Genomic DNA, 26,368 nt, shown 5'->3' with positions numbered 1-26,368 from the left:
TGACTAGTTAGATTTTAAACACAATTGTAACTAAAGCTGAAACAAACTATTTCAACTTTAGCTACTTTATTGCTGAGTAACCGCCAAATCATTCTAATCCGGTGACACGGCTAGTATTATTTTCCCCAATGCGTGTTCTTAAACGAACCGCTGCCGAGTCGTTAACGGAGACAGGAGCACTATAAACTTGCCAATTTTGACCAGCATCCAAACTGTACTCGATGGTCAAATAAGGAAATGCACTGTTGGCATACAAGTTACCATTTTCTAACTTCGCACCAGGCACAGGTAGATTGGCATTCACTTTATCTTGCTGTAATTTTGCCAATTCCTTGAGCGATAAAGCTGCGGCAAATTGCTGCCAATCTTTATCAAACTCTTTGCTGTTTACCCCTGTATTTTCCCATTTTGATTTATGCCATGCCCGCTCGGCAACAGCTAAAATACGTGGGAAAATCATCGCCAGTACTTGATCTTCGGTACGGATTGTTTCACTCCATACTTGCCCCTGCATCCCGACAATATTTTCTGGTTTCTGTAATTGAGGCAACTCACGGCCAACCAAAGCCTCAAGATTTACAATCGGCTCTCTAGTGCGTGTAAAATCGGCGTTGCCATATACATCATCAGGCATGTAGCTGAATGTCTTTTTGGTATCAATGTAGCGAGTTGCCCAGTAATAACCTCTTTCTTCTGGATGTGCTTCATAAGGGTGATCAAAATATAAATGTGTGCCGTGCGATAGGATCACTTGATAGCCTTCGTTGGCTAAACGATATGCTCTGTCTGCCACCCCCCATTCCCAGATGTTATCCCATACGTTTGCGGTAAACGATTTGTTGGCAAAAGCTGCTCGATTAAAAGGGTTCACACGGTCATACATCAAGCCGTCTTCCCATGCTCCGGGGGTGATGCCACGCTTATTGAGCATCTCGGCCACGCGCTGAGTAAAGTATGGTTTTAAATCTGCAACTCCCGAAACACCATTACCAGAGCGAGCAAACAGGCTTTGGCAGGCCTTGGAACCAGCCCATGAGCCAGCGCCGACTTCATCACCACCAAAGTGTAAATTAGTTAGTCGGGTGCCAGCATCACGATACATACTTTGCAATTCATACGTCACTTTTTCCATAAATGCATAGCTAGAATCAAGACAGACATTTATAGAATTATCGGTATAGCTTTGTACCGTCATGTATTTTGACTGATCATCGGGCTCACTGAGTAGGTAAGCACCCGCTTGCTCAGCTTTCCCCTGTTTGATTAGCTTGTTATATCTAGCTTCCATAGCTTTGATGGATGCACGCGCATGCCCGGGGCTCTCTATTTCTGGCACTATAGTGATGTGTCTTGCCTTTGCAAACTTTAATAGCTCAACAAAGTCATCTCTTGACAAATAGCCATTGCCTGAACCCGATTTGAACGGCCCAGTCCCAAGTTGAGTCAATAAACAACTTTGCTCGGTTAAATCAAAACAGCGATGGCCACCAATCTGTGCTAATTCCGGCAAGCCAGGGATCTCTAGTCGCCACCCTTCATCATCTGAGAAATGCCAGTGTAGAACATTCATTTTATAACGAGCCATTTGCTCAACAAGCTTGAACATGGCCTCTTTACCATGAAAGTTACGTGCATTGTCATAATGCATACCACGCCAACTTAGCCTTGGACTATCTTCAATCTCCACATTTTGTAATGTCACACGTTCGCGCGCATCTGCGGGAAACAGCGCCAGCAAACTCTGCATACCATAAAACACACCTGCGTTATCCGCTCCCACAATTTCAATTCGATCATCATCAATAACAAGACGGTAGCTGTGTGCTTTACCCCCCGCAATTGTGTTATCAACCTTTAAACTGATCATAGGTTGCTTTTGCACCGCGATGTGATCAGGTTGTGCTGCTAACTTGAGTCCGTATTTGGCTAAGTCTTGCTGGAATACCTCTAACTCAGACTTTAGTCGACCTGCAAAACGAATTTGCCAATTGCTGTCCAGCATGGCACTACCGCGATTAAAATCCACCTTGTTGGGTTTTGGGATAATTCTCTTTAGCGCTTCTTCTTCAGATACTTTAACGGCGCTCTGGTTGCGCTCATAACGTAACTGAGCAGTCGCTAGCTTTGTAAGATCAGCAGGTTCGTTGTAACGTCTCAGCTGATTTTCTCTTTCAATTGGTGCAATAAACTGTTGTAAATCTTCGGTGTCCGTATTGGCAAAAATGGCAGGGGTCTGATCTTTAGCGACCATAAATGCACGAGGCATAAAATCACTGTAAGCTGCTATCCAAACATTCGCTTCAAACTTGACGGTCAATTGTTCGCCATTGGCTAATCCTGCAAAATCAGCTGTTGGCACAAAGCGATGCAGATCACCATTGATATGCTCAACCTTCAATCCTGAGGCTTGCTTAGTGTGGATTTTACGCACCGAATGAATATAAATTTGCCAATCTCCCTCGCCTTTAGGCAACGCCACACCGGAGTTGTTTGTCAGCGTCATAGAGCCTATGAAACTCGAAGCACCGTTATGAAAATTATCTTCTACCGCAAAAGTTAGCGCTGTACCTTGGGTAAAGCGTTGCAATTCACTCTCTGACAATGTTGCGTTGGCAAGTAATGGGATGGAGGCTAGCACACTAGCCATTATCGTTTGCTTAAAACTCATCGTATGCTCCTTTAAAGCGGTCGTCTCTTCGCTTCGTTTCTGTTCTTTTATGTGCGAGTTGATTAATTATTAGCTGATTCATTACCCTTTCATCATATAAAAACTAAAATGACAGCGCTATCATTATTTTTTCATCTATTTGAAACAACCAGCATATAGATACAAAGAAGCCCGCAAGGGGCGGGCTTCTCAACTTAACCAATTAGGCTTACCAAATTTTCACACGTTGCTCAGGAGCTAAGTACATTTTGTCGCCTTCTTTGACATCAAATGCTTTATAGAACTCCGGCATATTCGGTAACACGCCAATTACGCGGTAATGACTGGGTGAGTGCGAATCTGTCACCAAGCGATTACGTAACTCTTCCTCGCGGTATTTTCTGCGCCAGATCTGTGACCACCCCATAAAGAAGCGCTGTTCACCAGTATAACCATCAATAACAGGTGCCTTAGTGTCTCCTAGAGAGATTTGGTATGCTTTATAAGCGACCGTCAAGCCGCCCAAATCACCAATATTTTCACCTAAAGTAAATTGACCATTTACGTTCGCATCTTCAAATGGCTTGAACTGATCAAACTGCTCTACCAGTTTTTTACCACGTGCTTCAAATTGCTTAAGATCTGACTCACTCCACCAGTTACGCAGGTTGCCATCACCATCATACTTGGCACCTTGATCATCAAAACCATGCCCTAACTCGTGACCAATCACCGCACCTATGGCACCGTAGTTGACTGCATCATCAGCTGCGAGGTTAAAAAATGGTGGTTGCAAAATGGCTGCAGGGAAAACAATTTCATTATTAACTGGGTTATAGTAAGCATTTACCGTTTGCGGTGTCATAAACCACTCGGAGCGGTCTACTGGCTTACCCATTTTATCGACCATCTCTTGATATGCCCATTGGTAGTAACGCACATAGTTACCAAGCAAGTCATCTCGGTTGATTTCCAAGGCTGAGTAGTCTTTCCATTTGTCTGGGTAGCCAATTTTAGGCGTGAATTTATTTAACTTTTCTTTTGCTGCAACTTTCGTCTCAGCAGTCATCCACTCTAAACCATCAATGGCTTGTTCGAAACCTTTTATCAAGTTCGCAACCAGCTCTTCCATCTTGGCCTTCGCTTCAGGAGGAAAGTACTGTTTTACATAGATTTTACCAAGCAATTCACCTAACACTTCATTGCTTGCATCAACCGCTTTCTTCCATGTCGGAGCCTGCTCTTCAAGGCCTCTGAGCGTTTTATCAAAGAAGTTAAATCTTAGTTCAACCATATCCTTGTTAAGTAAAGCCGCATGGTTGTTTACAAAGTGAAAAGTAAGGTATTGCTGCCAAGCTGCTAGCGAGTTATTACTGTAAACATCAGATAACCCCTGCAAATAAGATGGCTGACTAACGATAAGTTCTTTCAGATCTAGCCCAAGCGCACTAAAATATGCGGGCAAATCAAACTCAGGCATTAATTGATCTGCCTGAGCCAAGGTCATTTTGTTGTATGTTTTAGTCGCATCACGACTCTCAACACGCGTCCACTGTACTTCAGCCATAGCTTTTTCCAACGCCAAAATATTTGTAGCAACCTGTTTTGCATCACTATGACCTAGCCTCACAAACACCTGCTCAATGTACTGCGCGTACTGCTCACGTATGGTGTTATATTTATCACTATCTTTTAAGTAGTAATCTCTATCCGGTAGACCCAATCCAGACTGATAGAGATACAGAGCATGCTCAGTCGAGTTTTTCGCATCGTTATTGACATACCAAGCAAATGGGTTGCTACCACCTTTACTTAGCATCTTAGCCATTAAGGCAGGCACGTCAGCCTTGTCTTCAACCGCATTGATTTCACTAAGGTAGGTTTTTATTGGTGATAATCCTAGCTCCTCACGCGCATTCTCGTCCATATAGCTCGCATAAAATGCACCAAGTTTGTACTCATCACTCCCCTGCGTAGCCTGAGCATTTGACTTGGCGCTCTCTAATACTTCTTTTAATGCTTTTTGAGATTCATCGTAAAGCTGAGTAAACGAGCCATAGTTTGATTTATCTGCGGGAATTTGCGTTTTTTCAAGCCATTTGCCGTTCACATGGTAATAGAAATCGTCTTGTGCTCTTACTGTACGATCAATATTATTTAAATCTATTCCAGATACTTTAGCCACTTGCTGTGATTGTTGTTCGGCAGCAGCTTGAGTATTGCTTGCAGGTTCACTACACCCTAGCAAACCCAATGTCATAGCGACGCTTGCCGCTGTTAATGTAATTTTATTCATTTATGATATTTCCATAAGTTGTACCACATCATCTTAAACTGCTTAGTCCCCTGAAAACAATTTCAACAAACTAATAATTCGATAATCAATGGTAACAAATAGTGTACATGCTCACTTAAAAGTCCGACTGCAACTTAGCCACAATTTCTTTATTCGCTTCAGGAAACGACAATTCATGGAGGCCCTCAATGCTAATCCATTGACAAAGTTGCCCTTCTAACCCCTTAGCCTCACCAGAAAAATCTTCTACGAGATGAATATCTAAGCAAACCTGCTTGTCGCCATAGTCGTGTTCAATACGCATTAAAGGTTGCGAACTATGGACGGTAATATTCACTTCTTCTGCAAGCTCTCTTTGGAGTGCATGAAAAATACTCTCTTGTGCTTCTACCTTCCCGCCAGGAAATTCCCACAAACCGCCCTGATGTTGGTGCTCTGCACGCTTACTGACAAACACCTGTCTGTCTTGCATGATCACCCCAACAGCTACATTAACTGTCTTCTTTGTCATTATTACTCCCGAAAAAAAAGCGACTCATGGTCGCTTTTTTATCTTTGCTTGTTTATTACTTTAGCTTACCGCAACACTGTTTGAACTTCTTGCCTGATTGACAAGGACAAGGCTCGTTACGACCAACTTTAGGCTCAGTGCGCGCTGCAACAACCGCCGAATCTTGTGGGACGTCGCCACCAACCTGTTCAGCGTCGGCGTGTTGATACTCTCTTGGTGCTTGTTCGCTGCGACGATGCTGTTGTTCTACCTTTTCAACATCTTCTTCCGCGCGTACCTGTACCTTGCTCAGAATACCCACTACATCTATCTTCAAATTCTCCAACATCTCTGAGAACAATTCGAAAGACTCACGCTTATATTCCTGTTTAGGATTCTTCTGTGCATAGCCACGCAAATGGATCCCCTGACGTAGATGGTCCATCGCTGCCAAGTGATCTTTCCAATGCTGATCCAAACTCTGAAGCATAACCGCTTTTTCAAATTGACGAAGCACATCAGGGCCAACCATCAACTCTTTTTGCTTGTACGCAGCATCGACTTCTTCTGCAATACGATCACGAAGTTTCTCTTCGTACAGTTTCTCATCATCAGCTAACCACTGTGCGATTGGCAATTCGATTAAGAAGTCTGCTTTCAAGCGTTCTTCTAAACCCGGAATATCCCACATTTCAGCCAAGCTTTGTGGTGGAATAAACTGATCAATGGTGCCATTGAGCACATCACTACGGATAGCTGTGATAGTCTCAGAGATATCGCCTTCTTCAAGTAATTCATTACGTTGCTCGTACACGACGCGACGTTGGTCATTGGCCACATCATCATATTCAAGAAGCTGTTTACGAATATCGAAGTTGCGCGCTTCTACTTTCCGCTGTGCATTTTCAATTGCACGGTTTACCCAAGGATGCTCAATCGCTTCGCCACGCTGCATACCTAGTTTGCGCATCATGTTAGTCATGCGTTCGCCAGCGAATATACGCATTAGGGCATCGTCCATCGATAGATAGAAACGGCTAGAACCCGCATCCCCTTGACGACCAGAACGACCACGTAACTGATTATCGATACGACGAGATTCGTGACGCTCAGTACCAATTATATGCAAACCACCTGCTGCAATAACGGCATCGTGTGTTTGTTTCCACTTCTCTTTGATTTGAGCTATCTGCTCTTCAGATGGATTATCAAGCTTAGCCACTTCTGACTGCCAGTTACCACCTAGCACGATATCCGTACCACGACCGGCCATGTTTGTGGCGATGGTCACTTTACCTGGTAAACCGGCATCCGCAACGATATCCGCTTCTTGGGCATGGAACTTAGCGTTGAGTACGTTGTGCTCAATTTTTTCTTTGGTTAAAAAGTGAGAAAGGTATTCTGAACTTTCAATTGAAATAGTACCCACCAATACTGGCTGACCACGTTTTTGACAATCACGAATATCTTCCAAGATGGCTTCGAACTTTTCTTCTTGCGTCAAATATACTAAATCAGCGCGATCATCACGGATCATTGGTTTATTGGTAGGGATAACAACGGTATCTAAGCCATAGATTGACTGGAACTCAAACGCTTCAGTGTCCGCAGTACCAGTCATACCAGCTAGTTTGTCATAAATTCTAAAGTAATTCTGGAAGGTAATAGAGGCAAGTGTCTGGTTCTCATTTTGAATGCGAACTCCCTCTTTAGCTTCGACCGCTTGATGCAGACCTTCTGACCAACGACGACCTTCCATCGTACGTCCGGTATGTTCATCAACAATAATAACTTCATTGTCTTTTACCACGTAGTCTACGTCTTTTTGATACAGTTTATGTGCACGTAAAGCTGCGTAAACATGGCTCAACAGAGTGATATTGCCCGCCGAGTAAAGCGAGTCACCTTCGTCAATCAAACCATTTTCAATTAATAGTTCTTCAACTTTTAGTTGACCACGCTCAGTCAAATGAACCTGTTTAGATTTCTCGTCTAAGGTAAAGTCACCATCACCTTCCACGCCTTCTTCATCTTCTTTTTCTTGTAATACAAGAGAAGGTACCAAGGTATTGATTTTGGCGTATAGCTCAGAACTGTCTTCAGCTGGGCCAGAAATGATCAATGGTGTACGCGCTTCATCAATTAAAATTGAATCCACTTCATCGACTACCGCGTAATACAATGGACGCTGTACACGTTCACCAATACTAAATGCCATATTATCGCGCAAATAGTCAAAGCCAAATTCATTGTTAGTGCCATAGGTTATATCTGCTGCATACGCTTCTTTTTTCTGTTGCGGCATCATACCAGGCACATTGCAGCCAACGGTTAGACCTAAGAATTCAAACAGTGGGCGGTTGGTTTCAGCATCACGCTTAGCTAGGTAGTCGTTTACGGTAATGACATGAACGCCTTTACCTGTTAAACCATTTAAATAAGCAGGTAACGTTGCCGTCAGTGTTTTACCTTCACCCGTACGCATTTCAGATATGCGGCCCTGATGTAAAACGATACCGCCGATCATTTGCACATCGAAGTGACGCATATTGAAAACACGTTTAGAGGCCTCTCTGACCGTGGCAAACGCTTCCGGCAAGATATCATCTAAGCTTGTACCTTGCTCGAAACGCTGTCTGAATTCTGCCGTTTTGGCCTTTAATTCTTCATCCGAAAGACTGCTGTATTGTTCTTCTAACGCATTGATTAGGGCGACCGTTTTTCTTAAGTTTTTAATAGTGCGGTCGTTGCGACTACCAAAAATCTTGGTAAATAAATTAGCTATCATGTTAAAACCGTTTCACTCTAGTGATGGCTGACCTTCGCCATGTCCATATTGTTATTTATTGGCATATGAGGCCGCACTGTTCGCTTTGGCAGCAAGTTAATTAAACCTCGCTATAATGCCTGAAGTTAAAATTATGCCCTATCATACCAGACTCAGCGAGTGTGCAAACCACTGAAATGAAATCAACCGCGTTTTACTGTTAATTAACGGCTGGAACGTAAACTTATATTGCTACGTTCTACTAGTCAGCTGCCCGTAATGCTCAAGAAGGTATCCGAGGTTACACGAAGATATGGGTACGATTTGATACAATTCAAGAGCACAATAACACTTCTGTTGCGCCTTATGCAGCGTTATACTGCTATTAGAATCAGCAAATAGGCTACTTTCTGTATGGCAAAAAACCGCTATGATCCAAAACAACTCAATGAATTGATGGGCAAGTGGTCAGATAAACTGAGTAACTATAGCCATAAATCACAAACGATGGCACAGCTACAGCATTGTCTAGAAGCCGCGATTGGCCCCATCTTGAGTAAAAAAGCACGGGTTGCCAACTATCGCGATGGTACGCTCATCATCGAGGCGGCATCAGCCACCTTAGCGACAAGACTCAACTATTTGAAAATGGAAATTTTATCGCAGTTTAGACAAGCTGGGATGATTGAATGTGCACAAGTTAAAGTGGTAACTAATCCAGAAGCTCAGCAACGCTTGACCCCGCGAGACAACACATCGACACAACACAAACAACAGTATACGGGGCGAGTCATGAGCGAGCAGACAGCGGCTCAATTAACTGATCTTGCAAGCAATGCTCCGCCTAGCTTGCAAGAAAAGCTCTTAAAGCTCGCTGCGCATGCGCAAAAAGCGAAGCAAAAAAAATGACGCCGATGCGTCATTTTTTTTGCTTCTTTTTTCAAGCCGTGGCGACTTCCAGTCCAGGCGCTGGCATAGCCACTGGTTCATCAAATGTCGCCCACTCCCACGCTGACTCAGTCGCCATAATTGTGCGCAGCAGTTTATTATTCAAACCATGTCCTGACTTATAACAGGTGATTTTACCTAAAATGTTATGGCCAGCCATGAACATATCACCAACACAGTCTAAGATTTTGTGCTTCACAAATTCATCGTCATAACGCAAACCGTTAGGGTTTAAAACCTTATAATCATCAAGTACAACAGCGTTATCCATGCTACCACCTAACGCTAGGTTGTTTGCATGCATATACTCAATGTCTTTCATAAAACCAAAGGTTCTGGCGCGACTAATCTCTTCAGTGAAGCTTTGTGCTGTGATATCAAGTGCAATACGCTGACGGCTATCGTTGATAGCTGGGTGATCAAAGGCAATTTCAAAGTCAATATGGAAACCGTCATAAGGGGTAATTTCTGCCCACTTATCACCATCTTCCACACGGACCTTCTCTTTGATACGAATAAAACGCTTAGCTACGTTTTGTTCTTTGATGCCGCCTTTTTGTAATAAATAAATGAATGGTAATGCACTCCCATCCATGATCGGCACCTCTGCGCTGTCTAATTCCACAATCAGGTTATCAATACCCATTGCAGCAACGGCAGCGATCAAGTGCTCAGTGGTCGACAGACGGATACCATCTTTATTCGTTAAACACGTACATAGCTGGGTATCACCCACAGCCTCAGGGGTAGTTTCAAAATCAACTACTGGATCAAGATCCACACGACGAAACACCACACCGGTGTTTTCACTCGCTGGTCGGAGAGTGATCGTGACCTTTTCACCTTTGTGAAGCCCTACACCCGTTGCTTTAACAACTTCGGCAATTGTACGTTGTCTAATCATAGCTTCGCCCACTTATATTACACATAGACGGCGGATTGTATCACAGATACGACCACCTGCCAATTGTTTAATCTTTAGCCAAAAATTAATCTGACTGCTTACGTAAAAACGCTGGGATATCGAAGTAATTGTCTTTTTCTTTATCCGCATCTTTGCTGCTTGTTTTACTCGTATCAGCAGTACCTGACTGGCTACCAGCCGTTGTCGAACTGGTTTTACTTGGCACGCTTTCTTGTACAGTTTCTGTTTGCGGCTGTGTAAAGCTTGGTACGAACATGCCTGCGGATTGGCTACTCTCTTGAGTCACACTTCCCGCGTCTGAACCAACAACCTTTTTGAAGCCACTGTCAACAATACCAAACTGTGGACGACGTTCACCGCCTAAACCTGTTGCAACAACCGTCACACGAAGCTCTTCACTCATTTCAGGGTCAATAACCGCACCTACAACCACTGTCGCGTTCTCCGAAGCCAGTGCTTTAACGTGGTTACCTACAATTTCGAACTCTTCAATGGTGATATCCATACCAGCGGTAATATTTACTAGGATGCCTTTTGCACCTGTTAAATCTACATCTTCTAACAGTGGGCTTGAAATCGCTGCTTCAGCAGCTTCTTGCGCTCTATCTGGACCTGATGCAGATGCAGTTCCCATCATCGCAGTGCCCATTGCAGACATAACCGTTCTAACGTCTGCAAAGTCAACATTGATCAAACCAGAACGAGTGATCAACTCAGCGATACCTTGCACCGCTCCATAAAGCACGTCATTTGCTTTAGCGAACGCGTCTAATAATGTAGTGCCTTTGCCAAGAACTTTCAGTAATTTGTTGTTTGGAATTGTAATAAGCGAGTCTACAATTTCTGACAATTCGCCGATCCCTTGATCAGCTGCTGCCATACGCTTCTTGCCTTCTAGGTCAAACGGACGCGTCACGACTGCTACGGTTAAAATACCTAATTCTTTAGCAACACGCGCTACCACTGGTGCAGCACCTGTTCCAGTACCGCCACCCATACCAGCTGCGATAAACACCATATCTGCACCTTCAAGCGCTGACTTAATAGTCTCGATGTCTTCTTCCGCTGATTTGCGACCCACTTCAGGGTTAGCACCGGCGCCTAAACCAGATGTGATCTGAGTACCAAGTTGCACAGTTACATCTGCAGATGACTTGCGCAAAGCCTGTGCATCCGTGTTCGCAGCAATAAAGCGAACGCCTTCAATTTCTTGTTTCACCATGTGTTCAACGGCATTACCACCGCCACCACCTACACCGATGACTTTAATTACAGCTTCTTCGCTGTGTTGTTCCATAATATCAAACATTTTCACTCTCCGACTTGAGCTTAAAACTCACCTTGGAACCATTTTGTAATGCGGCTCCACCAACTTCCTTCCGACTCTGCTTTCGACTTCTGTGCATTCATCGATTGCAGCGTTCGGCCGTATTGTAACAAACCTACCGCGGTTGCGTATGCAGGATCATTAACATAATCTGTTAACCCAGTGATACCAATGGGCTTGCCAATTCGCACAGGCATTTGACAAATGTCTTCGGCAACCTCTAGAGCGCCAGCCATTTTGCCACTACCGCCAGTAATCACTAGGCCAGCAGCAATTTGATCTTCAAAACCCGAGCGACGAATTTCTTCTAACGCTAATTCTAATAGCTCGCGAAATCTCGGTTCAACTACCTCAGACAAGGTATGCCTTGACATTAAACGGGCAGGACGCCCCCCCACGCTTGGCACTTCAATGGTTTCTTCATTGCTAGCCATTTGGCTACTCGCACATGCATATTGTACTTTCAGTGACTCTGCATGAGAAATAGGGGTACGAAAAATTTTTGCAATATCACCGGTCACTTGGTTACCAGCGACAGGGATCACCGCCGAATGACGCAGTGCACCATTTAAATAAATTGCAATATCCATAGTGCCACCACCGATATCAACAACAGCAACACCCAATTCTTTCTCATCGTCTGTCAGCACCGAATAACAGGACGCCAATGCGCTAAATGTCAGTTGATCCACCTGCAAACCGCAGCGCTCAACACACTTTTCTAAGTTCTTTGCCATATCATTGGAACACGTAATGATATGCGCCTTGGCTTCCATTCTTACCCCACTCATACCAAGTGGGTTTTTGATGCCTTCTTGCATGTCAATGCTATATTCCTGTGGCAGGGAATGTAACATTTTACGTTCAGCCGAAATCGGCACAGAACGCGCAATATGAATCACATTCGCAATGTCGTCATCGCTTACTTCTGCATTATTGATTGCGACGACGCCGCTTTCATTTTGACACTGAATATGCTTACCTGAGATACCTAAATACACCGAGCTAATTCTGCAATCAGCCATGAGTTCAGCTTCATCAATTGCACGACGAATAGACTCAGAAACGAGATTTAGATCGTTCACACCACCTTTATCCATACCATGGGAGACTTGGTTACCCACACCCACAATACTAAGCTGATTATCTGCGGTGATTTCGCCAACAGTCGCAACCACCTTTGAAGTCCCTACATCTAACCCTATCACTAGGTTTCTTTCTGCTGACTTAGTCATGCTTCACTCTTACTTTGTTGTTCTTGTTCTTGCGGATACTTCCAGCTTACCGCAAGCCCGATATCGTAACGCAGGTCTATCACATCTATCGCAGCCCCTTCTGGTGCTCTCATCTTCGGATAGACATCAATAAATCTTTGCACTCGCTTAGCTATTTTTTCGCGGCCCAAATTTAATCGGATCCCGCTATCTAGCCATAGCTGCCAAGCAAAGCGCTCTGAAAGCGCTAAGCTAACCAGCTTAAAGTCATTCACATCCAACATGTCTTTAAACTGTAAAAATGTTTGCCATGCTTCTTGTTCACTACCTTCCGGCCCATATAACTGAGGTAACTGTGCACTGACCAAGTCACTTTGTGCTTGGAATACCTCTCCATGCTCATTCAATAACAGATCACTGTTCCAAACTGCAACTGGGGTATGCTCTACCACATAAACCTGTAGTTGATCTGGCCATTGCTTTCGCACCGATACATGAGCAATCCAAGGTAGCGCTTTTACTTGGCTATGCACAGATTGAACATCAAGCTCAAAATAACTACTCAAATCTACTTGTTTAATCGCTGCAATAATATCCGCTTCTTTTGTATAGTGCGGTTCACCGAGTACAGTTAACTGTTTGATTTGTGCATCTTTATGCTCAACCAACCAGTCGCTGACCCAGTATGTCCCTCGCACTACACTGGCTATCACTAACATGAAAAAACCAACACCCAGCAACAACGACCAATTTAGGCGCTGGTTCAATCGTTTGGCTTTTTCAAAAAATGCACGCATCTTAAAGCGTTTGCTCCAAAATGCGAACAACTAATTGCTCAAAAGTTATGCCTTGTGCTTTTGCCGCCATCGGCACCAATGACTTTTGTGTCATACCCGGTACCGTATTTACTTCCAGTAAATAAAAATGACCATTTTCATCTTGCATCGCATCAACTCGCCCCCAACCATTTGCGCCCACAAGCTCAAAAGCATGTTTAGCCATGATCTGTAATTGAGCAGTATGCGCTTGTGAAATATCCGCAGGACAAAAATACTGAGTACTGTTTACCTGATATTTTGCTTCATAGTCATAAAAACCACGTGGAGTCTTCATTTCAATCACAGGTAAAGCGTCATTGCCTAGCATAGCCACAGTAAACTCTCGTCCAGTGATCCACTGCTCCACCAAAACTTGCTCATCAAATTTAAAAGCGTTGGTTAATGCTGTGGTTAGTTCCTGTGCATTATTCGCTTGCGCCATGCCAATACTTGAGCCTTCATGCGATGGCTTAACCATGACTTTACCAAATTCTTTGATAATGGCATCGGCATCAAACCCAACATTTGCGTCAACCACTGCATAGGCAGCAGTACTCAGCTTGGCTGACTTGAATAAATGCTTACAACGTATTTTGTCCATTGCTAGCGCACTACCTAATACGCCGCTTCCGGTATAAGGAATACCCATATATTCCAGTGCACCTTGAATAGTGCCATCTTCACCACCTCGGCCATGTAGGGCGATAAATACACGTTCAACAGCCAAACTCTTCAACTCCCACAGATTTCGTTCTGCCGGATCAAAAGCAATTGCGTCTACGCCCGCACTCAATAACCCATTGAGTACAGCTTCACCAGACTTTAACGACACCTCACGTTCAGCTGAGCTACCGCCCAGCAATACCGCTACTTTTCCAAACGTGTTCATGCATCACCTTGCTGTAATGCCGCTACCGACATTTTGGTAGCAGCTAATTGTTTAACGATTTGACCGATGTTACCCGCGCCTTGCGTGATAACGAGATCGTTATCTTGTAGCGTTTCTGCTAATACCGCAGACAGCTCTGCGTGGTCAGCCACATGAATAGGTTCAACACCACGCTGACGCAAACTGCGACATAGGCTCTTGCTATCCGCGCCCACTATCGGCGCTTCACCCGCGCTATATACATCCAGTAGTATCAATTGATCAACTTCTGACAGCACTTTAACAAAATCTTCATACAAATCGCGGGTTCGAGTATAACGGTGCGGTTGATAAACCATCACTAAGCGCTTATCAGCCCACCCTGCACGTGCAGCTTGAATAGTCACAGCGACCTCTGAAGGGTGATGACCATAATCATCAACTAACATGACTCTACCGCGCTCATTGTCGAACTCACCATAATGTTGAAAGCGTCTACCAATCCCTTCAAATTTCTCAAGCGCAGCTAAGATTGCGGTATTATCAATGTCATGATCCTTTGCTACTGCAATAGCTGCTGTGGCATTTAAAGCATTGTGTCTGCCCGGCATATTTAATTTAACTTCAATCGCTTCACCTTTTTTGGTCGTCACCGTGAACTCACTACTGCTCACCGTTTGCTTGAAGTTCTCCATGCGATAATCCGCGAGCTCTGATTCACCGTAAGTGATAGTGGGACGAGCAAAACGCGGGATCAAATTTGCGGCCACTTCAGAATCGATACACACCACCGCCAAACCGTAAAATGGCAAATTATGGATAAAGTCCACATAGGTGTCTTTCATTTTTTCAAAGTCACCCTCGTAAGTATCCATATGATCGGCCTCGATATTTGTGATCACCGAAACCATAGGTTGTAGATGTAAAAATGATGCATCACTTTCGTCCGCTTCTGCAATCAGCACATCACCTGTGCCCAATTTTGCATTTGTGCCTGCGCTGTTTAACAATCCACCAATCACAAACGTTGGGTCAAGTTTTGCCTGAGCAAATATACTGGCAATTAGACTGGTTGTAGTCGTTTTACCATGGGTCCCCGCAATTGCGATACCATGACGAAAACGCATGAGCTCGGCGAGCATTTCTGCGCGTCTCACAATCGGAATACGTGCCGCTTTGGCGGCGATAATTTCCGGATTCTGTTCATCAATGGCACTGGAAACAACAACCACATTGGCATCTTTGATGTTATTTTCGTGGTGGCCGATAAAAACTTCTGCGCCAGCTTTCAATAACCGCTCTGTCATCGCATTTTTCGCAATATCAGATCCAGTGATGCGATATCCTTCATATGCTAATACTTCCGCTATGCCGCCCATACCGGCTCCACCTATACCAATAAAATGTATGGTGTTAATTCTTCTCATAGCTCGACGATTACTGGTTTCTTTCACGCGTTACTCTTCAATATCAATAAGTTCAAATTCAGGAGCTTAGTTGCTCACATACTTTTGCCACCACTGATGTGGCATCTAATTTTGCTAGTTGCTTGGCGCGTATTGCCAACTGTTCAATTCGTTCAGGCTGCTGTGTGTAAGGCAACAGCAATGCGCAAAACGATTCTACGCTAAGTTCACTTTGCGGTAGTAGCAATGCAGCTTGTTGATCTACCAAATATGCCGCATTGGCCGTCTGGTGGTCGTCAACCGCATGAGGATAAGGCACAAACAGCGCCATTTTCCCCGCAGCAGCGATTTCACTGACAGTCAATGCTCCTGCCCGGCAAATGACGATATCAGCCCACTCATAAGCTGCATCCATGTCATCAATAAACTCAAAAACTGAAGCACCTAACCCCACTTGAGCATAGCTTTGTGCCAACTGCTCACTATGACCTTTACCGCTTTGATGCTTGATGGCCAAAGGGAGTGAAGTATTCATCGCAAGCTGCGCAAACGCTGCGGGCAATATATCATTTAAAGCTTTAGCGCCAAGCGACCCACCAACAACTAAGCAATTTAATTGCTCAGACACCGCTTTAGGGCTCAAATTTGCCACTGAATGACGGACCGGATTCCCCACAACTTGCGCCTTGCTCTGACCGAAAGCGCTCGGAAAAGCCGCCAAAACTTTGTTAGCAATTTTTGACAGTAATTTATTACTCAACCCCGCTACAGCATTTTGCTCGTGGATCAGTAAAGGCGTGCCTGTCAGCTTTGCTGCAACTCCTACGGGACCTGTAACATATCCTCCCATAGCGAGTATCACATCTGGACGGCGCTGTTTAATCACTCGCAGGGCCGACATAATCGCTTTAATCACCATAAAAGGGGCTTTAATCAAGCGTTTTATGCCGTTGCCACGAACGCCCTGCACCTTAATAAAGTCAATCTCAAAACCATGCTTTGGTACCACTTGAGCTTCCATACGGTCTTCGGTACCTATCCAAGATATTTCCCAGCCTTGCGCTTTTAATTCGTTGGCAACCGCCACCCCAGGAAAGATATGCCCACCGGTTCCACCAGCTGCGACCAGTAAACGCTTACTCATCGTTTACCTCCACGAGAACCGCTTCTCGACGTTGCTTGCTTGCTCGCCATCTTGGTTTCAAAATCCACTCGCTGTAACACTCCCGCAGCCACGATCATCACCAATAAACTAGAACCACCATATGAAACGAAGGGCAGCGTTAAGCCTTTGGTTGGCAAAATACCAGCACTGGCACCGATATTCACCATGGTTTGAAACGCAAACCAAATACCTATCGCCAATGCAAAATAGCCTTCATATTCTTTACCTGCTTTCAATGCTTTTTGACCTATCAACAAGGCTCTAAACACTAAGGTGCCAAGTAGCAGAATGATGCTCACCACACCGACAAAGCCCAATTCTTCGGCAATCACCGCAAAAATAAAATCATTATGCGCTTCAGGTAGATACTGCAATTTTTGGACACTGTTCCCCAACCCTTGGCCAAACCAGCCCCCTTGTCCATACGCCATCAGTGATTGCACTAACTGATAACCTTTACCGAAAGGATCGTCCCAAGGTTCTAAGAAACCAACCACTCGGGCCATTCGATAGGGCTCGAAAATAATCAGCAATACCACCAACAAGATGCCTGTTAAGATCAAGGCAAAGAACTGCCATAACTTAGCGCCTGCTAAAAATAATAATCCTACGGTAGTGACAAACATCACCACGACCGTGCCTAAATCAGGTTGCATTAAGATTAAAAATGCATAGACAGAAAACACTGCGATGGGCTTTGCGAAACCTTTTAAGTTCTCTTGTACTTCCTCACGTTTTCGCACTAAATAACCCGCGATATAACTAAAGAAAAATAACTTCGCTAATTCAGCAGCTTGAATGCCCACAGGCCCGACAGGGATCCAGCGTTTAGAACCGTTAACTTCACGACCAATCAATAACACTAACACCAGTAAGCCTAAGCCAAAAAGTAGCAGGTAAGGGTTACAGCGCTTCCACCACGTCATAGGCGCACTGGTACTGACCCAAAACAGCACAAATCCCATACACAAAAACGCCGCATGACGAATCGTTATATGGTAAGGATTGTTAAATAATCTCTCTGCCACGGGCATAGATGCACTGGTCACCATCACAAACCCCACTCCCAATAAACACAACATGGCATACAACAATGGAATGTCGTATAACGCATTGGACTGCTTTAGTTGAAAGTTTAGGTTTAGTTGTGACAGTGCTAACATCGCGTCACCTCTTCAACTAGGCGACAAAATTCCTCACCTCGCGCCATATAATTAGGATACATATCAATACTGGCGCATGCTGGTGCAAGTAAGATACAGTCACCATTGCTGGCGATTGCTTGCGCTTGTTTCACCGCATCTTCTAATGTCGCTACTAAGTGGCTGTTACGGTGTAAGGATAAAAACAGCGAACCATCTTTACCAAAGCCATAAATTGCTTTGCAATATCTGTTCATCGGGTCTGCTAGCGGAGTGAGATCTGCATCTTTGGCATCACCACCAACAATCAAAATAATCTTACCTTCAGAGGTTGCTAAGCTTTCTAATGCCGCAACCGTTGCACCGACATTAGTCGCCTTTGAGTCATTAAAATATTTTATGCCCTGATAGTCAGCGACTAATTGGCAGCGATGAGCAAGCCCCATAAATTTGCTAAAGGCATGTTCAAAGGCACTCAACGGCAAAGAAAATGGTGCGAGCAGAGCCATTACAGCCAACGCATTGAATTGATTATGCTTACCTTGAAGACTCATACACGAAACAGGTAACAACGCTTTACCATGAGCTGCAAAATAATACTCACCATCATGGCTCAAAAGCTGATAGTCGGCATTGTCCAACGCCACACTCACGCCTTGCTGGCGATTACTAAATGTATTTTCGTCTTTGGCATTAAAGACCAAATGTTCTGTATGCTGATAAATGCGTCTTTTGGCTTCACAGTATGCCGAGAAGTCAGGGTAGCGATCCATATGATCTTCGGTAATATTCAAAATCATTGCGCTAGCACATTTTAAACTGTGAGTTGTCTCTAGCTGAAAGCTAGACAACTCTAGTACGAATACATCAAAGTCTTGGCCTAACAGATCTAGCGCAGCAGTACCTATATTGCCACCTAATCCTACTTTCATTCCAGCTTCACTCAGTACTTGAGCAGCTAGCGTCACAACAGTGGATTTGCCGTTGGAACCCGTTACCGCAACCACAGGCTTATCATTTAGTCGTGCAAACAGCTCTATATCACCAATCACCTCAACGCCGTCGGCAATAGCTTGCGCAACCGTTGCTTCATATAAAGCAATGCCAGGGCTGATAATGATCATATCTGCACTTGATAAACCTGCCTCAGCTAAGGGACCAAACACCGCCTCGCAATCAGGTTCGTTATCTGCAAGCCATTGCGCACCCGGTGGCACGGGGCGGCTATCCACAATTCGTGGCACAATATTATGAGACAGCAGAAAACGTACAATGCCTAAGCCGGTTACACCCAGCCCAAGCACCGTGATCTTTTTATTTCTGATGGCGTTTAAATACTGCATTACCTAATCTTCAAAGTTGCTAGTCCGGCAAGTACCAGAACAATAGAAATAATCCAGAAGCGCACGATTACACGAGGCTCTGGCCATCCTTTTAATTCATAGTGATGATGTATCGGTGCCATGCGGAATATTCGTTGTCCACGTAGTTTATATGACCCAACTTGCAGGATCACCGACAACGCTTCCATCACAAACACACCGCCCATAATCATTAATACCAGCTCTTGACGAACTAAAATGGCGATAATACCCAATGCACCACCTAACGCCAAAGAGCCCACATCTCCCATAAATACTTGCGCCGGATAGGTGTTAAACCATAAAAAGCCTAACCCCGCACCTACAATCGCAGTACAGACCACCACTAATTCACTGGCCAAGGGTATATGAGGAATGTGTAGATAATTTGAGAAATTAACATTGCCAGTTAAGTACGCGATAATGGCCAGCGCTGATGCCACCAAAATAGTCGGCACAATTGCTAACCCATCTAAACCATCGGTCAGATTTACTGCGTTAGACGTGCCAACAATCACAAAGTAACACATCACTAAATAAAACAATCCCAACTGCGGCATGACTTCTTTTAGAAATGGCACCACTAAAGTGGTTTCTGCCGCTGAGTGGGAGGTAAAATACATAAAACTGGCAACCGAAATCGCAATCACAGACTGCCAAAAGTATTTCCATCTGGCTATCAGCCCTTTACTGTCTTTACGGATCACTTTGCGATAGTCATCAACAAAACCTACGATCCCCAGACTTCCAACCACAAACAAGGTCACCCAGACATATTTATTATCCAAATCCCCCCACAATAGGGTGCTGGTAAAAATAGCAGCCAATATCAATAAGCCACCCATGGTCGGAGTGCCTGACTTCGACAGGTGAGATTGTGGACCATCGTCACGTACTGTTTGACCTATTTGCATTTTTTGCAAAGCCACAATCAACTTAGGGCCGAAGTACAAAGAAATAAATAGCGCCGTCAAAATCCCCAAAATCGCTCTGAGCGTCAAATATGAAAAGACGTTAAAGCCACTGTAATACTGAGTTAAATATTCTGCTAACCAAACTAACATGCTGAGGCCTCATCAGTGCCTGAGTTATGGTCACTGCCTATTAAATCTTTGACTATTAATTCCATACGTGAGCTACGAGAGCCCTTGACCAACACAGTACATATCCCGTTCTGCGTTTTTAATGTTTGTTGTAATGCCTCTAATAAATGTTCTCTGGTTGAAAAATGTCGCTCAGGCTGGGCGAACACATCACTACTATCGCGACTCAGTACACCCAGTGAAAACAATGCATCTACGCCCTGTTGCAGCGCGTACTCTCCAACTTCTTGATGATATTCACGCGCCTGTTCGCCAAGCTCCCCCATATCACCGAGCGCTAAAATACGGTATCCAGGCATCTGCATCAGCAGGTCTATTGCTGCTTTAACAGAACGGACATTAGCGTTATAGGTATCATCTATGACATTAAGCGTGTCTGATGCTTTGATTAGATTTACACGCCCTTTCACAGGTTCCATACTCTCAAGCGCAGCTGCTACATCATCTAATGTCGCTCCGAGCTCAGTAGTTAAGGCCGCAGCAATGACCGCGTTGGTAACATTATGCTCCCCCGGTAGAGCGAGCTGTACAGGCACTTTTTCAGCATCAGTACAAAGTAAGAAGCTCGCATGAGCGGTGTCATTTAAGTGGATATCTTCAGCCCAAATATCTAAATTTTGCTTACGAGAAAAACATTTAGTTGAAACGTCATGTAAGCTATCACGCCACATATCGACAAACTCACAATCACAATTTAGAACCGCAACACCGCCTGATTTTAACCCAGAAAAGATTTCACCTTTCGCTTTGCCCACACCTTCAAGAGAGCCAAAACCTTCAATATGTGCAGGCGCAACGTTACATACCACAGCTACATCAGGACTGGTGAGCGAAGTGGTGTAGGCTATTTCCCCAATGTGATTTGCACCCAGTTCTATAACTGCAAACTCATCATCTTCACAAAGACGCATTAGCGTCAGTGGGACGCCAATATCATTATTAAAATTGCCTTTAGTTGCCAGTACTTTACCTTTACGCGCTAAAATAGCCGCACACATCTCTTTAACTGTCGTTTTACCAACGCTGCCAGTGATTGCGATGGTTTTTGGGGCAACGCTATCCATGATGGCCTTGCCTATTTTCCCGAGCGCTAGACGCGTATCTTGTACAACTAGCTGCGTGATATCGCAGGCCACTGGTGTATCCACAATAGCGGCTATCGCACCGCTTTTTTTTGCTTCTTCGATAAAATTGTGACCATCAAAGTTCGGCCCTCTCAGTGCAAGAAATACTTCATTATCTTTGATGGTTCGGGTATCCGTGTTGACATTGGCAATCGCCAAATTTTCCCCATTTAAGGGAGTATCAAGTACCGCTGCAAGCCAAGCCAAATCTACTTTGATCATGCACTTTTCTCCCGTAAAACTGCTTCTACATAACGTCTGTCACAAAAAGGCAGACGTTGGTCTCCTATTATTTGATAATCTTCGTGCCCTTTTCCCGCAATCAGCACCACACCTTCTTTCGGTGCGTGCTCAATGGCGTAACGAATGGCCTCAGCCCTATCAATTTTGCACACAGCATACTGTGGATTGCTGAGTCCAGCCTTAACGTCAGCAATAATTTGCTGTGGGTCTTCGCTGCGCGGATTATCGCTGGTTATGACCAATTGATCGGCGTTGCGCTCCGCTGCCTGTGCCATTAACGGACGTTTGCCTTTATCTCTATCTCCACCACAACCAAACACACACATCACATTACCTGGTACATGTTGTTGCAGAGCCTGTAACGCTAATTCTAATGCCTCTGGGGTATGCGCATAATCTACAATACAAATCGGTTTATTCGCTGCGCGAAACGCTTGCATGCGACCAGCAACTGGTTGAAGCTGTTCAGCGGCGCAAAGGAGCTGTTTTAATTCAAACCCTTGTGTCAGCAAAGTCGCAATCGCTGCAACTAAATTATAAACATTGAACAGGCCGTAAAGTGGCGCACGTAACTTACCTGTCCCCCAGCTACTGGTTATGGTGACCTCAAAACCCAACGCATCACATCTGACATCATCAAACCATATGAAATTTTTAAAGGTATGATTCGCTGGCTTTCTACCGTATACGACCAGATTACTGAAGGTGTGTTTATCCAGCCACTGCTGAGCATATTCATCATCAGCATTAAGTACGCTAAATTCTGGTTTGTGACGTTGGAATAAGGACAGCTTGGCTTCAGCATAGTTTGTCATATCTGAGTGATAATCCAGATGGTCACGCGAAAGATTGGTGAATACAGCCACATCGAAGGCGGTTTCATCTAGCCGCCCCTGCACTAAGCCATGTGAAGATACTTCCATCGCCACCAGTTTACTGTGCGGTGTAAGCTCTGCAAGAATACGTTGTAAATCTACATTTGACGGAGTGGTATTGGCCAGTGGCGTCAATGCATCAGGTTGACCGTAACCTAAAGTCCCGATAATTGCAGATGGATGCTCACAATGTTTTGCTAGATTGGCTATCATGGTCGTCGTTGTAGATTTACCATTGGTGCCTGTTACCCCAACCGTGCATACCTGTTTGCTCGGGTGTTGATAAAACTGTGCGGCTATGCCGGCGATACAATGACTCAGAGCAGGCACGCGGATCAGCCGCGCTTTTGCAGCACTAACGTCACTATCTGCATCTACGATGATGCATACAGCCCCGCGCTCAAGGGCTGATGAGATATAATCCTCGCCGTTTTGATGGTGTCCTCGTAGTGCAATGAAGGCATCGCCCTCATTTACCTGTCGGCTGTCTAGTCGCAAATGCGCCACCACAATACTGTCGCATTGCACGTTAAAAGCGCTCAAAACTTGGCTAATATCACGACTCATTACTTGGCTCCGAAATATAAGCTACACGCTCTTTGTCTGGCGCAACATTTAAAATACGTAACGCATTGGACATGATTTCAGCAAAAGCGGGACCTGATGTATGTCCACCGTAATACACATCACCGCCGGGTTCATTGACCATCACAACAACCGCTAAACGAGGGTCACTCACTGGTGCAATCCCCGCAAAATACCCTACATATTCATCACCATAGCCACCAGCGATCGCTTTTTTTGAAGTTCCTGTTTTGCCCGCAGCACGATAACCATCTACTTTAACGTTTTCAGCAGTTCCGCCTCTTTCAAACACCGACTCCATCATTTCTACCACAGCACGCACATCTTCTTGAGAAAAAATACGTTCTCCCTCTGGAGGACTTTTTTGCTTCAAAATCGTCAATGGGCGTAGCATTCCGCCGGAACCAAATACTGAATACAAACGAGCTATTTGCGCTGTGCTTGCTGATACCGCATAACCATAAGCCAAAGTTGCGATTTCAAAGTCTGACCAACGTCGATTGGGATAGAATAAGCCACTGCTCTCGCCAACCATCATGGTGCCCGTGTCTTCCCCAAAACCGACTTTTTGATACAAACCTACCAAATAATCTTTAGGCAACATTTGGCTGATTTTTGCTACTCCCATGTTGCTAGATATCTTCAAGATCTCACGTAACGTCATTTCGCCATTATTACGGGTGTCTTGTACAAGACTACCACCTAAGCGCATCCAACCCGGATAGGTATCTATGGTGTCTTGCGCCTCAATTGCACCGTAGTCAAGACCAGCGAGTACTGCCAGAGGTTTCAGTGTTGAACCCGGTTCAAATAAATCGGTGATGGCACGATTTCTTCGCTTGTAAGGTGCTGCATCGCTCATGTCATTGGGGTTAAAGCTTGGACTATTTACCATCGCCAAAACTTCCCCTGTTTTAACATCTACTACCATTGCCGACCCAGAGGTCGCTTTATAACTGAGTACCGCGCTTTTTAAAGCACGATAAGCAATCGCTTGGATACGTAAATCAATACTCAGTTCGATATTCTCAGGTTCAACGCGTTGTTCTTCAGAAAGCACCTGTACTTCTCGGCCCTGCGCATCTTTACGGATGGTCCGTTTACCCTCAGCACCTGTTAATGCAGTTTCAAATAGTCGTTCAACGCCTTCAATTCCCTTACCATCAATATCGGTAAAACCAAGTATATGAGCTGTGACTTCGCCACTTGGGTAAAAACGCTTCGATTCATCAAGTAAGTGAATGCCGGGGAGGTGGAGTTGACGAATATAATTGGCAACCGCGGGGGTCACCTGACGTTTTAAGTAAACAAAGCGTCTACTTGGGTCATTTCGTAAGCGAGAATCTACCTCTGAATTTTTGATTTGCAGCACATCTGCCAGTTCTCGCCAACGCAGTTCGTTAGCGTACCACTGCTGCTTACGACGCGTCATTTCTTGTTCGTTATCAGCCAACGCTTTGTGGTCTTCGCCATTTTTACGAGCCGCTTTTAACACTTTTTTTGCTATTGATTTGTCCAGCGCCAGTGGATCCGCATACACGCTGACCACAGGAACACTTACCGCGAGTTCTTTGCCGTTTCGGTCAAAAATCATTCCTCGCTGTACTTTAAGCTTTTCTACTCTGACCGTGCGCTTGGCATTTTCTTCACGCGCTTTATCTGGTTCAATCACCTGCAAATAAGCCGCACGGGCTACGAGCGTAAGAAATACCAAAACTAATAAACAACACACCAAAGCAAAACGCCAGGTGATTAAGCTGGTGACCACTTTTCCTCTATTATTCACTGTAACACCACCACTTGTTCATCTTTGCTGGTTGGACGCTTCATGTTGAGTTGGGTTTTCGCTATTTCTTCGATACGAGCGTGCTGAGAGTAAAACTCTTCTTCAACAAGTAGGTAACGCCATTCCAAATCCAGCTCATCCCGTTGTTGTAATAATTCATCCTGACTGATCAACTGCGCTCTTGTCAGGTGAGTGACCTGAACAACAGCCAAAGCGGTAACAAAAATAGATAGCAGCAAAAACAGGGTCAACTTGTTAGCAAGTAACCCTTGAATGATCTCAACGAATAGCTTTGGCTGTCTGTCTATATGCTTATTCATTACAGTTTTTCCGCCACCCTCAACACCGAGCTTCTAGCTCTTGGGTTGTCTGCAACTTCTTTTGCACTTGGTTTAATGGCTTTGCCCACTGCCTTTAACGTCAGGTTTTGTTTAAGTTGTGCATCCGTTAAAGGCAGACCTCTGGGCATCGCCTCTCCCTTACTCTGCTTCTTAATGAACTGTTTCACAATTCTATCTTCCAAAGAGTGAAACGAGATCACCACTAAACGTCCACCGGGCTTCAAGACCTCTATAGACGCCTGTAATGCGGTTTGTATTTCTTCCAGCTCGCTGTTGATATAAATACGGATCGCCTGAAAAGTACGCGTTGCTGGGTGCTTATGTTTGTCCTTGACTGGCACAGCTTCATCAACCAGCTCAGCAAGTTGCTTGGTCGTCGTGATAGGGGTATGAGTGCGCGTTTCAATAATTTTATGCGCGATGCGACGACCAAACTTTTCTTCACCGTACTTTTTAATCACAAACGTAATGTCTTCCAGATCGGCTTCAGCAAGCCACTGTGCCGCACTGCGTCCAGAAGTTGGATCCATACGCATATCCAAAGGACCATCGTGCATAAAACTAAAACCACGTTGTGCGTCATCTAACTGTGGTGAAGACACACCAATATCAAGCAAAATACCGTCTACTTTTCCCAGTAAATCTGCTTGTTCAGCAACTTCTTTGATATTTGAAAAACGTGAGTGTGCTATTGAAAAACGGCTATCGTCTGCAAATTTCTTAGCAGCTTCTATGGCTTGTGGATCCTGATCGATGGCTTGAAGGCGACCTTGCTCACCCAAACGTGACAAAATTTGCCCTGAATGACCACCTCGACCAAATGTGCCATCGATGTATATGCCTTGTGGATTGATTGCAAGCGCATCTAGCGTCTCTGCCATCAATACCGACACATGTTGAAATTGCGCCGTCATGCTCAAATTTTGCCTTACTTTCT

Annotated in this window: 20 protein-coding genes; 1 reads left to right on the top strand and 19 read right to left on the bottom strand. The window is 44.6% G+C overall.

Annotated elements, in window-relative coordinates:
- Positions 1-88: 88 nt before the first annotated feature.
- From C2M32_RS04575 to secA, 4 genes are all read right to left on the bottom strand, one after another.
- Positions 89-2,668 (bottom strand): family 20 glycosylhydrolase, encoded by a 2,580-nt coding sequence (locus tag C2M32_RS04575; RefSeq protein WP_105167321.1) that lies wholly within the window; start codon positions 2,666-2,668, stop codon positions 89-91.
- 208 nt (positions 2,669-2,876) lie between these two features.
- On the bottom strand, positions 2,877-4,943 hold the full coding sequence (locus C2M32_RS04570) for a M13 family metallopeptidase (protein WP_105167320.1): 2,067 nt from the start codon (positions 4,941-4,943) through the stop codon (positions 2,877-2,879).
- 115 nt (positions 4,944-5,058) lie between these two features.
- Positions 5,059-5,454 (bottom strand): 8-oxo-dGTP diphosphatase MutT, encoded by a 396-nt coding sequence (gene mutT, locus C2M32_RS04565; RefSeq protein WP_105167319.1) that lies wholly within the window; start codon positions 5,452-5,454, stop codon positions 5,059-5,061.
- Between the two features lie 55 nt (positions 5,455-5,509).
- Positions 5,510-8,221, bottom strand: a complete 2,712-nt coding sequence (secA, locus tag C2M32_RS04560) for a preprotein translocase subunit SecA (RefSeq protein WP_105167318.1) — start codon at positions 8,219-8,221, stop codon at positions 5,510-5,512.
- Positions 8,222-8,614: 393 nt separating this feature from the next.
- On the opposite strand from secA, the gene C2M32_RS04555 reads away from it, so the two are divergent.
- Positions 8,615-9,109: a DUF721 domain-containing protein gene (locus tag C2M32_RS04555; RefSeq protein ID WP_105167317.1), complete on the top strand. Its 495-nt coding sequence runs from the start codon at positions 8,615-8,617 to the stop codon at positions 9,107-9,109.
- A 31-nt stretch (positions 9,110-9,140) separates the two neighbouring features.
- Here C2M32_RS04555 and lpxC read toward each other — a convergent pair whose 3' ends face one another.
- The 15 genes from lpxC to rsmH all read right to left on the bottom strand — a co-directional run bounded on the left by lpxC (position 9,141) and on the right by rsmH (position 26,345).
- Complete coding sequence (gene lpxC / locus C2M32_RS04550; RefSeq protein WP_105167316.1) at positions 9,141-10,052, bottom strand: UDP-3-O-acyl-N-acetylglucosamine deacetylase; 912 nt, start codon at positions 10,050-10,052, stop codon at positions 9,141-9,143.
- Between the two features lie 85 nt (positions 10,053-10,137).
- Positions 10,138-11,382: a cell division protein FtsZ gene (gene ftsZ / locus C2M32_RS04545; RefSeq protein WP_105167315.1), complete on the bottom strand. Its 1,245-nt coding sequence runs from the start codon at positions 11,380-11,382 to the stop codon at positions 10,138-10,140.
- Positions 11,383-11,402: 20 nt separating this feature from the next.
- Positions 11,403-12,635: a cell division protein FtsA gene (gene ftsA / locus C2M32_RS04540; RefSeq protein WP_105167314.1), complete on the bottom strand. Its 1,233-nt coding sequence runs from the start codon at positions 12,633-12,635 to the stop codon at positions 11,403-11,405.
- Positions 12,632-13,411: a cell division protein FtsQ/DivIB gene (locus C2M32_RS04535; RefSeq protein WP_105167313.1), complete on the bottom strand. Its 780-nt coding sequence runs from the start codon at positions 13,409-13,411 to the stop codon at positions 12,632-12,634. Before C2M32_RS04535 ends, ftsA begins: the two co-directional genes overlap by 4 nt.
- 1 nt (position 13,412) lies before the next feature.
- Positions 13,413-14,321: a D-alanine--D-alanine ligase gene (locus C2M32_RS04530; protein ID WP_105167312.1), complete on the bottom strand. Its 909-nt coding sequence runs from the start codon at positions 14,319-14,321 to the stop codon at positions 13,413-13,415.
- Positions 14,318-15,727 carry a UDP-N-acetylmuramate--L-alanine ligase gene (gene murC / locus C2M32_RS04525; RefSeq protein WP_105167646.1) on the bottom strand — a complete coding sequence of 470 codons (1,410 nt, stop codon included), beginning with the start codon at positions 15,725-15,727 and terminating at the stop codon, positions 14,318-14,320. The genes C2M32_RS04530 and murC overlap by 4 nt, the downstream gene beginning before the upstream one ends.
- A 58-nt stretch (positions 15,728-15,785) precedes the next feature.
- Positions 15,786-16,850, bottom strand: a complete 1,065-nt coding sequence (murG, locus tag C2M32_RS04520) for an undecaprenyldiphospho-muramoylpentapeptide beta-N-acetylglucosaminyltransferase (protein ID WP_105167311.1) — start codon at positions 16,848-16,850, stop codon at positions 15,786-15,788.
- Complete coding sequence (gene ftsW / locus C2M32_RS04515) at positions 16,847-18,034, bottom strand: cell division protein FtsW (RefSeq protein ID WP_105167310.1); 1,188 nt, start codon at positions 18,032-18,034, stop codon at positions 16,847-16,849. Before ftsW ends, murG begins: the two co-directional genes overlap by 4 nt.
- Positions 18,028-19,356 (bottom strand): UDP-N-acetylmuramoyl-L-alanine--D-glutamate ligase, encoded by a 1,329-nt coding sequence (gene murD / locus C2M32_RS04510; RefSeq protein ID WP_105167309.1) that lies wholly within the window; start codon positions 19,354-19,356, stop codon positions 18,028-18,030. Before murD ends, ftsW begins: the two co-directional genes overlap by 7 nt.
- Positions 19,356-20,438, bottom strand: coding sequence for a phospho-N-acetylmuramoyl-pentapeptide-transferase (mraY, locus tag C2M32_RS04505; RefSeq protein ID WP_070992042.1), 1,083 nt, complete (start codon positions 20,436-20,438; stop codon positions 19,356-19,358). Before mraY ends, murD begins: the two co-directional genes overlap by 1 nt.
- A complete protein-coding gene (locus C2M32_RS04500) occupies positions 20,432-21,823 on the bottom strand; it encodes a UDP-N-acetylmuramoyl-tripeptide--D-alanyl-D-alanine ligase (RefSeq protein ID WP_105167308.1) in 1,392 nt (463 codons plus the stop codon). The genes mraY and C2M32_RS04500 overlap by 7 nt, the downstream gene beginning before the upstream one ends.
- Positions 21,820-23,286 carry a UDP-N-acetylmuramoyl-L-alanyl-D-glutamate--2,6-diaminopimelate ligase gene (locus C2M32_RS04495; RefSeq protein WP_105167307.1) on the bottom strand — a complete coding sequence of 489 codons (1,467 nt, stop codon included), beginning with the start codon at positions 23,284-23,286 and terminating at the stop codon, positions 21,820-21,822. The genes C2M32_RS04500 and C2M32_RS04495 overlap by 4 nt, the downstream gene beginning before the upstream one ends.
- On the bottom strand, positions 23,276-25,090 hold the full coding sequence (locus C2M32_RS04490) for a penicillin-binding transpeptidase domain-containing protein (RefSeq protein ID WP_105167306.1): 1,815 nt from the start codon (positions 25,088-25,090) through the stop codon (positions 23,276-23,278). Before C2M32_RS04490 ends, C2M32_RS04495 begins: the two co-directional genes overlap by 11 nt.
- Complete coding sequence (gene ftsL / locus C2M32_RS04485) at positions 25,087-25,410, bottom strand: cell division protein FtsL (RefSeq protein WP_105167305.1); 324 nt, start codon at positions 25,408-25,410, stop codon at positions 25,087-25,089. The genes C2M32_RS04490 and ftsL overlap by 4 nt, the downstream gene beginning before the upstream one ends.
- Entirely contained in the window at positions 25,410-26,345 is a 936-nt protein-coding gene (gene rsmH / locus C2M32_RS04480; RefSeq protein ID WP_105167304.1) for a 16S rRNA (cytosine(1402)-N(4))-methyltransferase RsmH, read from the bottom strand. The genes ftsL and rsmH overlap by 1 nt, the downstream gene beginning before the upstream one ends.
- Positions 26,346-26,368: the final 23 nt, after the last annotated feature.

Source organism: Pseudoalteromonas sp. T1lg23B, assembly GCF_002964665.1.
Taxonomy (GTDB): Bacteria; Pseudomonadota; Gammaproteobacteria; order Enterobacterales; family Alteromonadaceae; genus Pseudoalteromonas.
The sequence above is the reverse complement of the archived record's forward strand: the minus strand, read 5'-3'. Positions and strand labels throughout refer to the sequence as shown.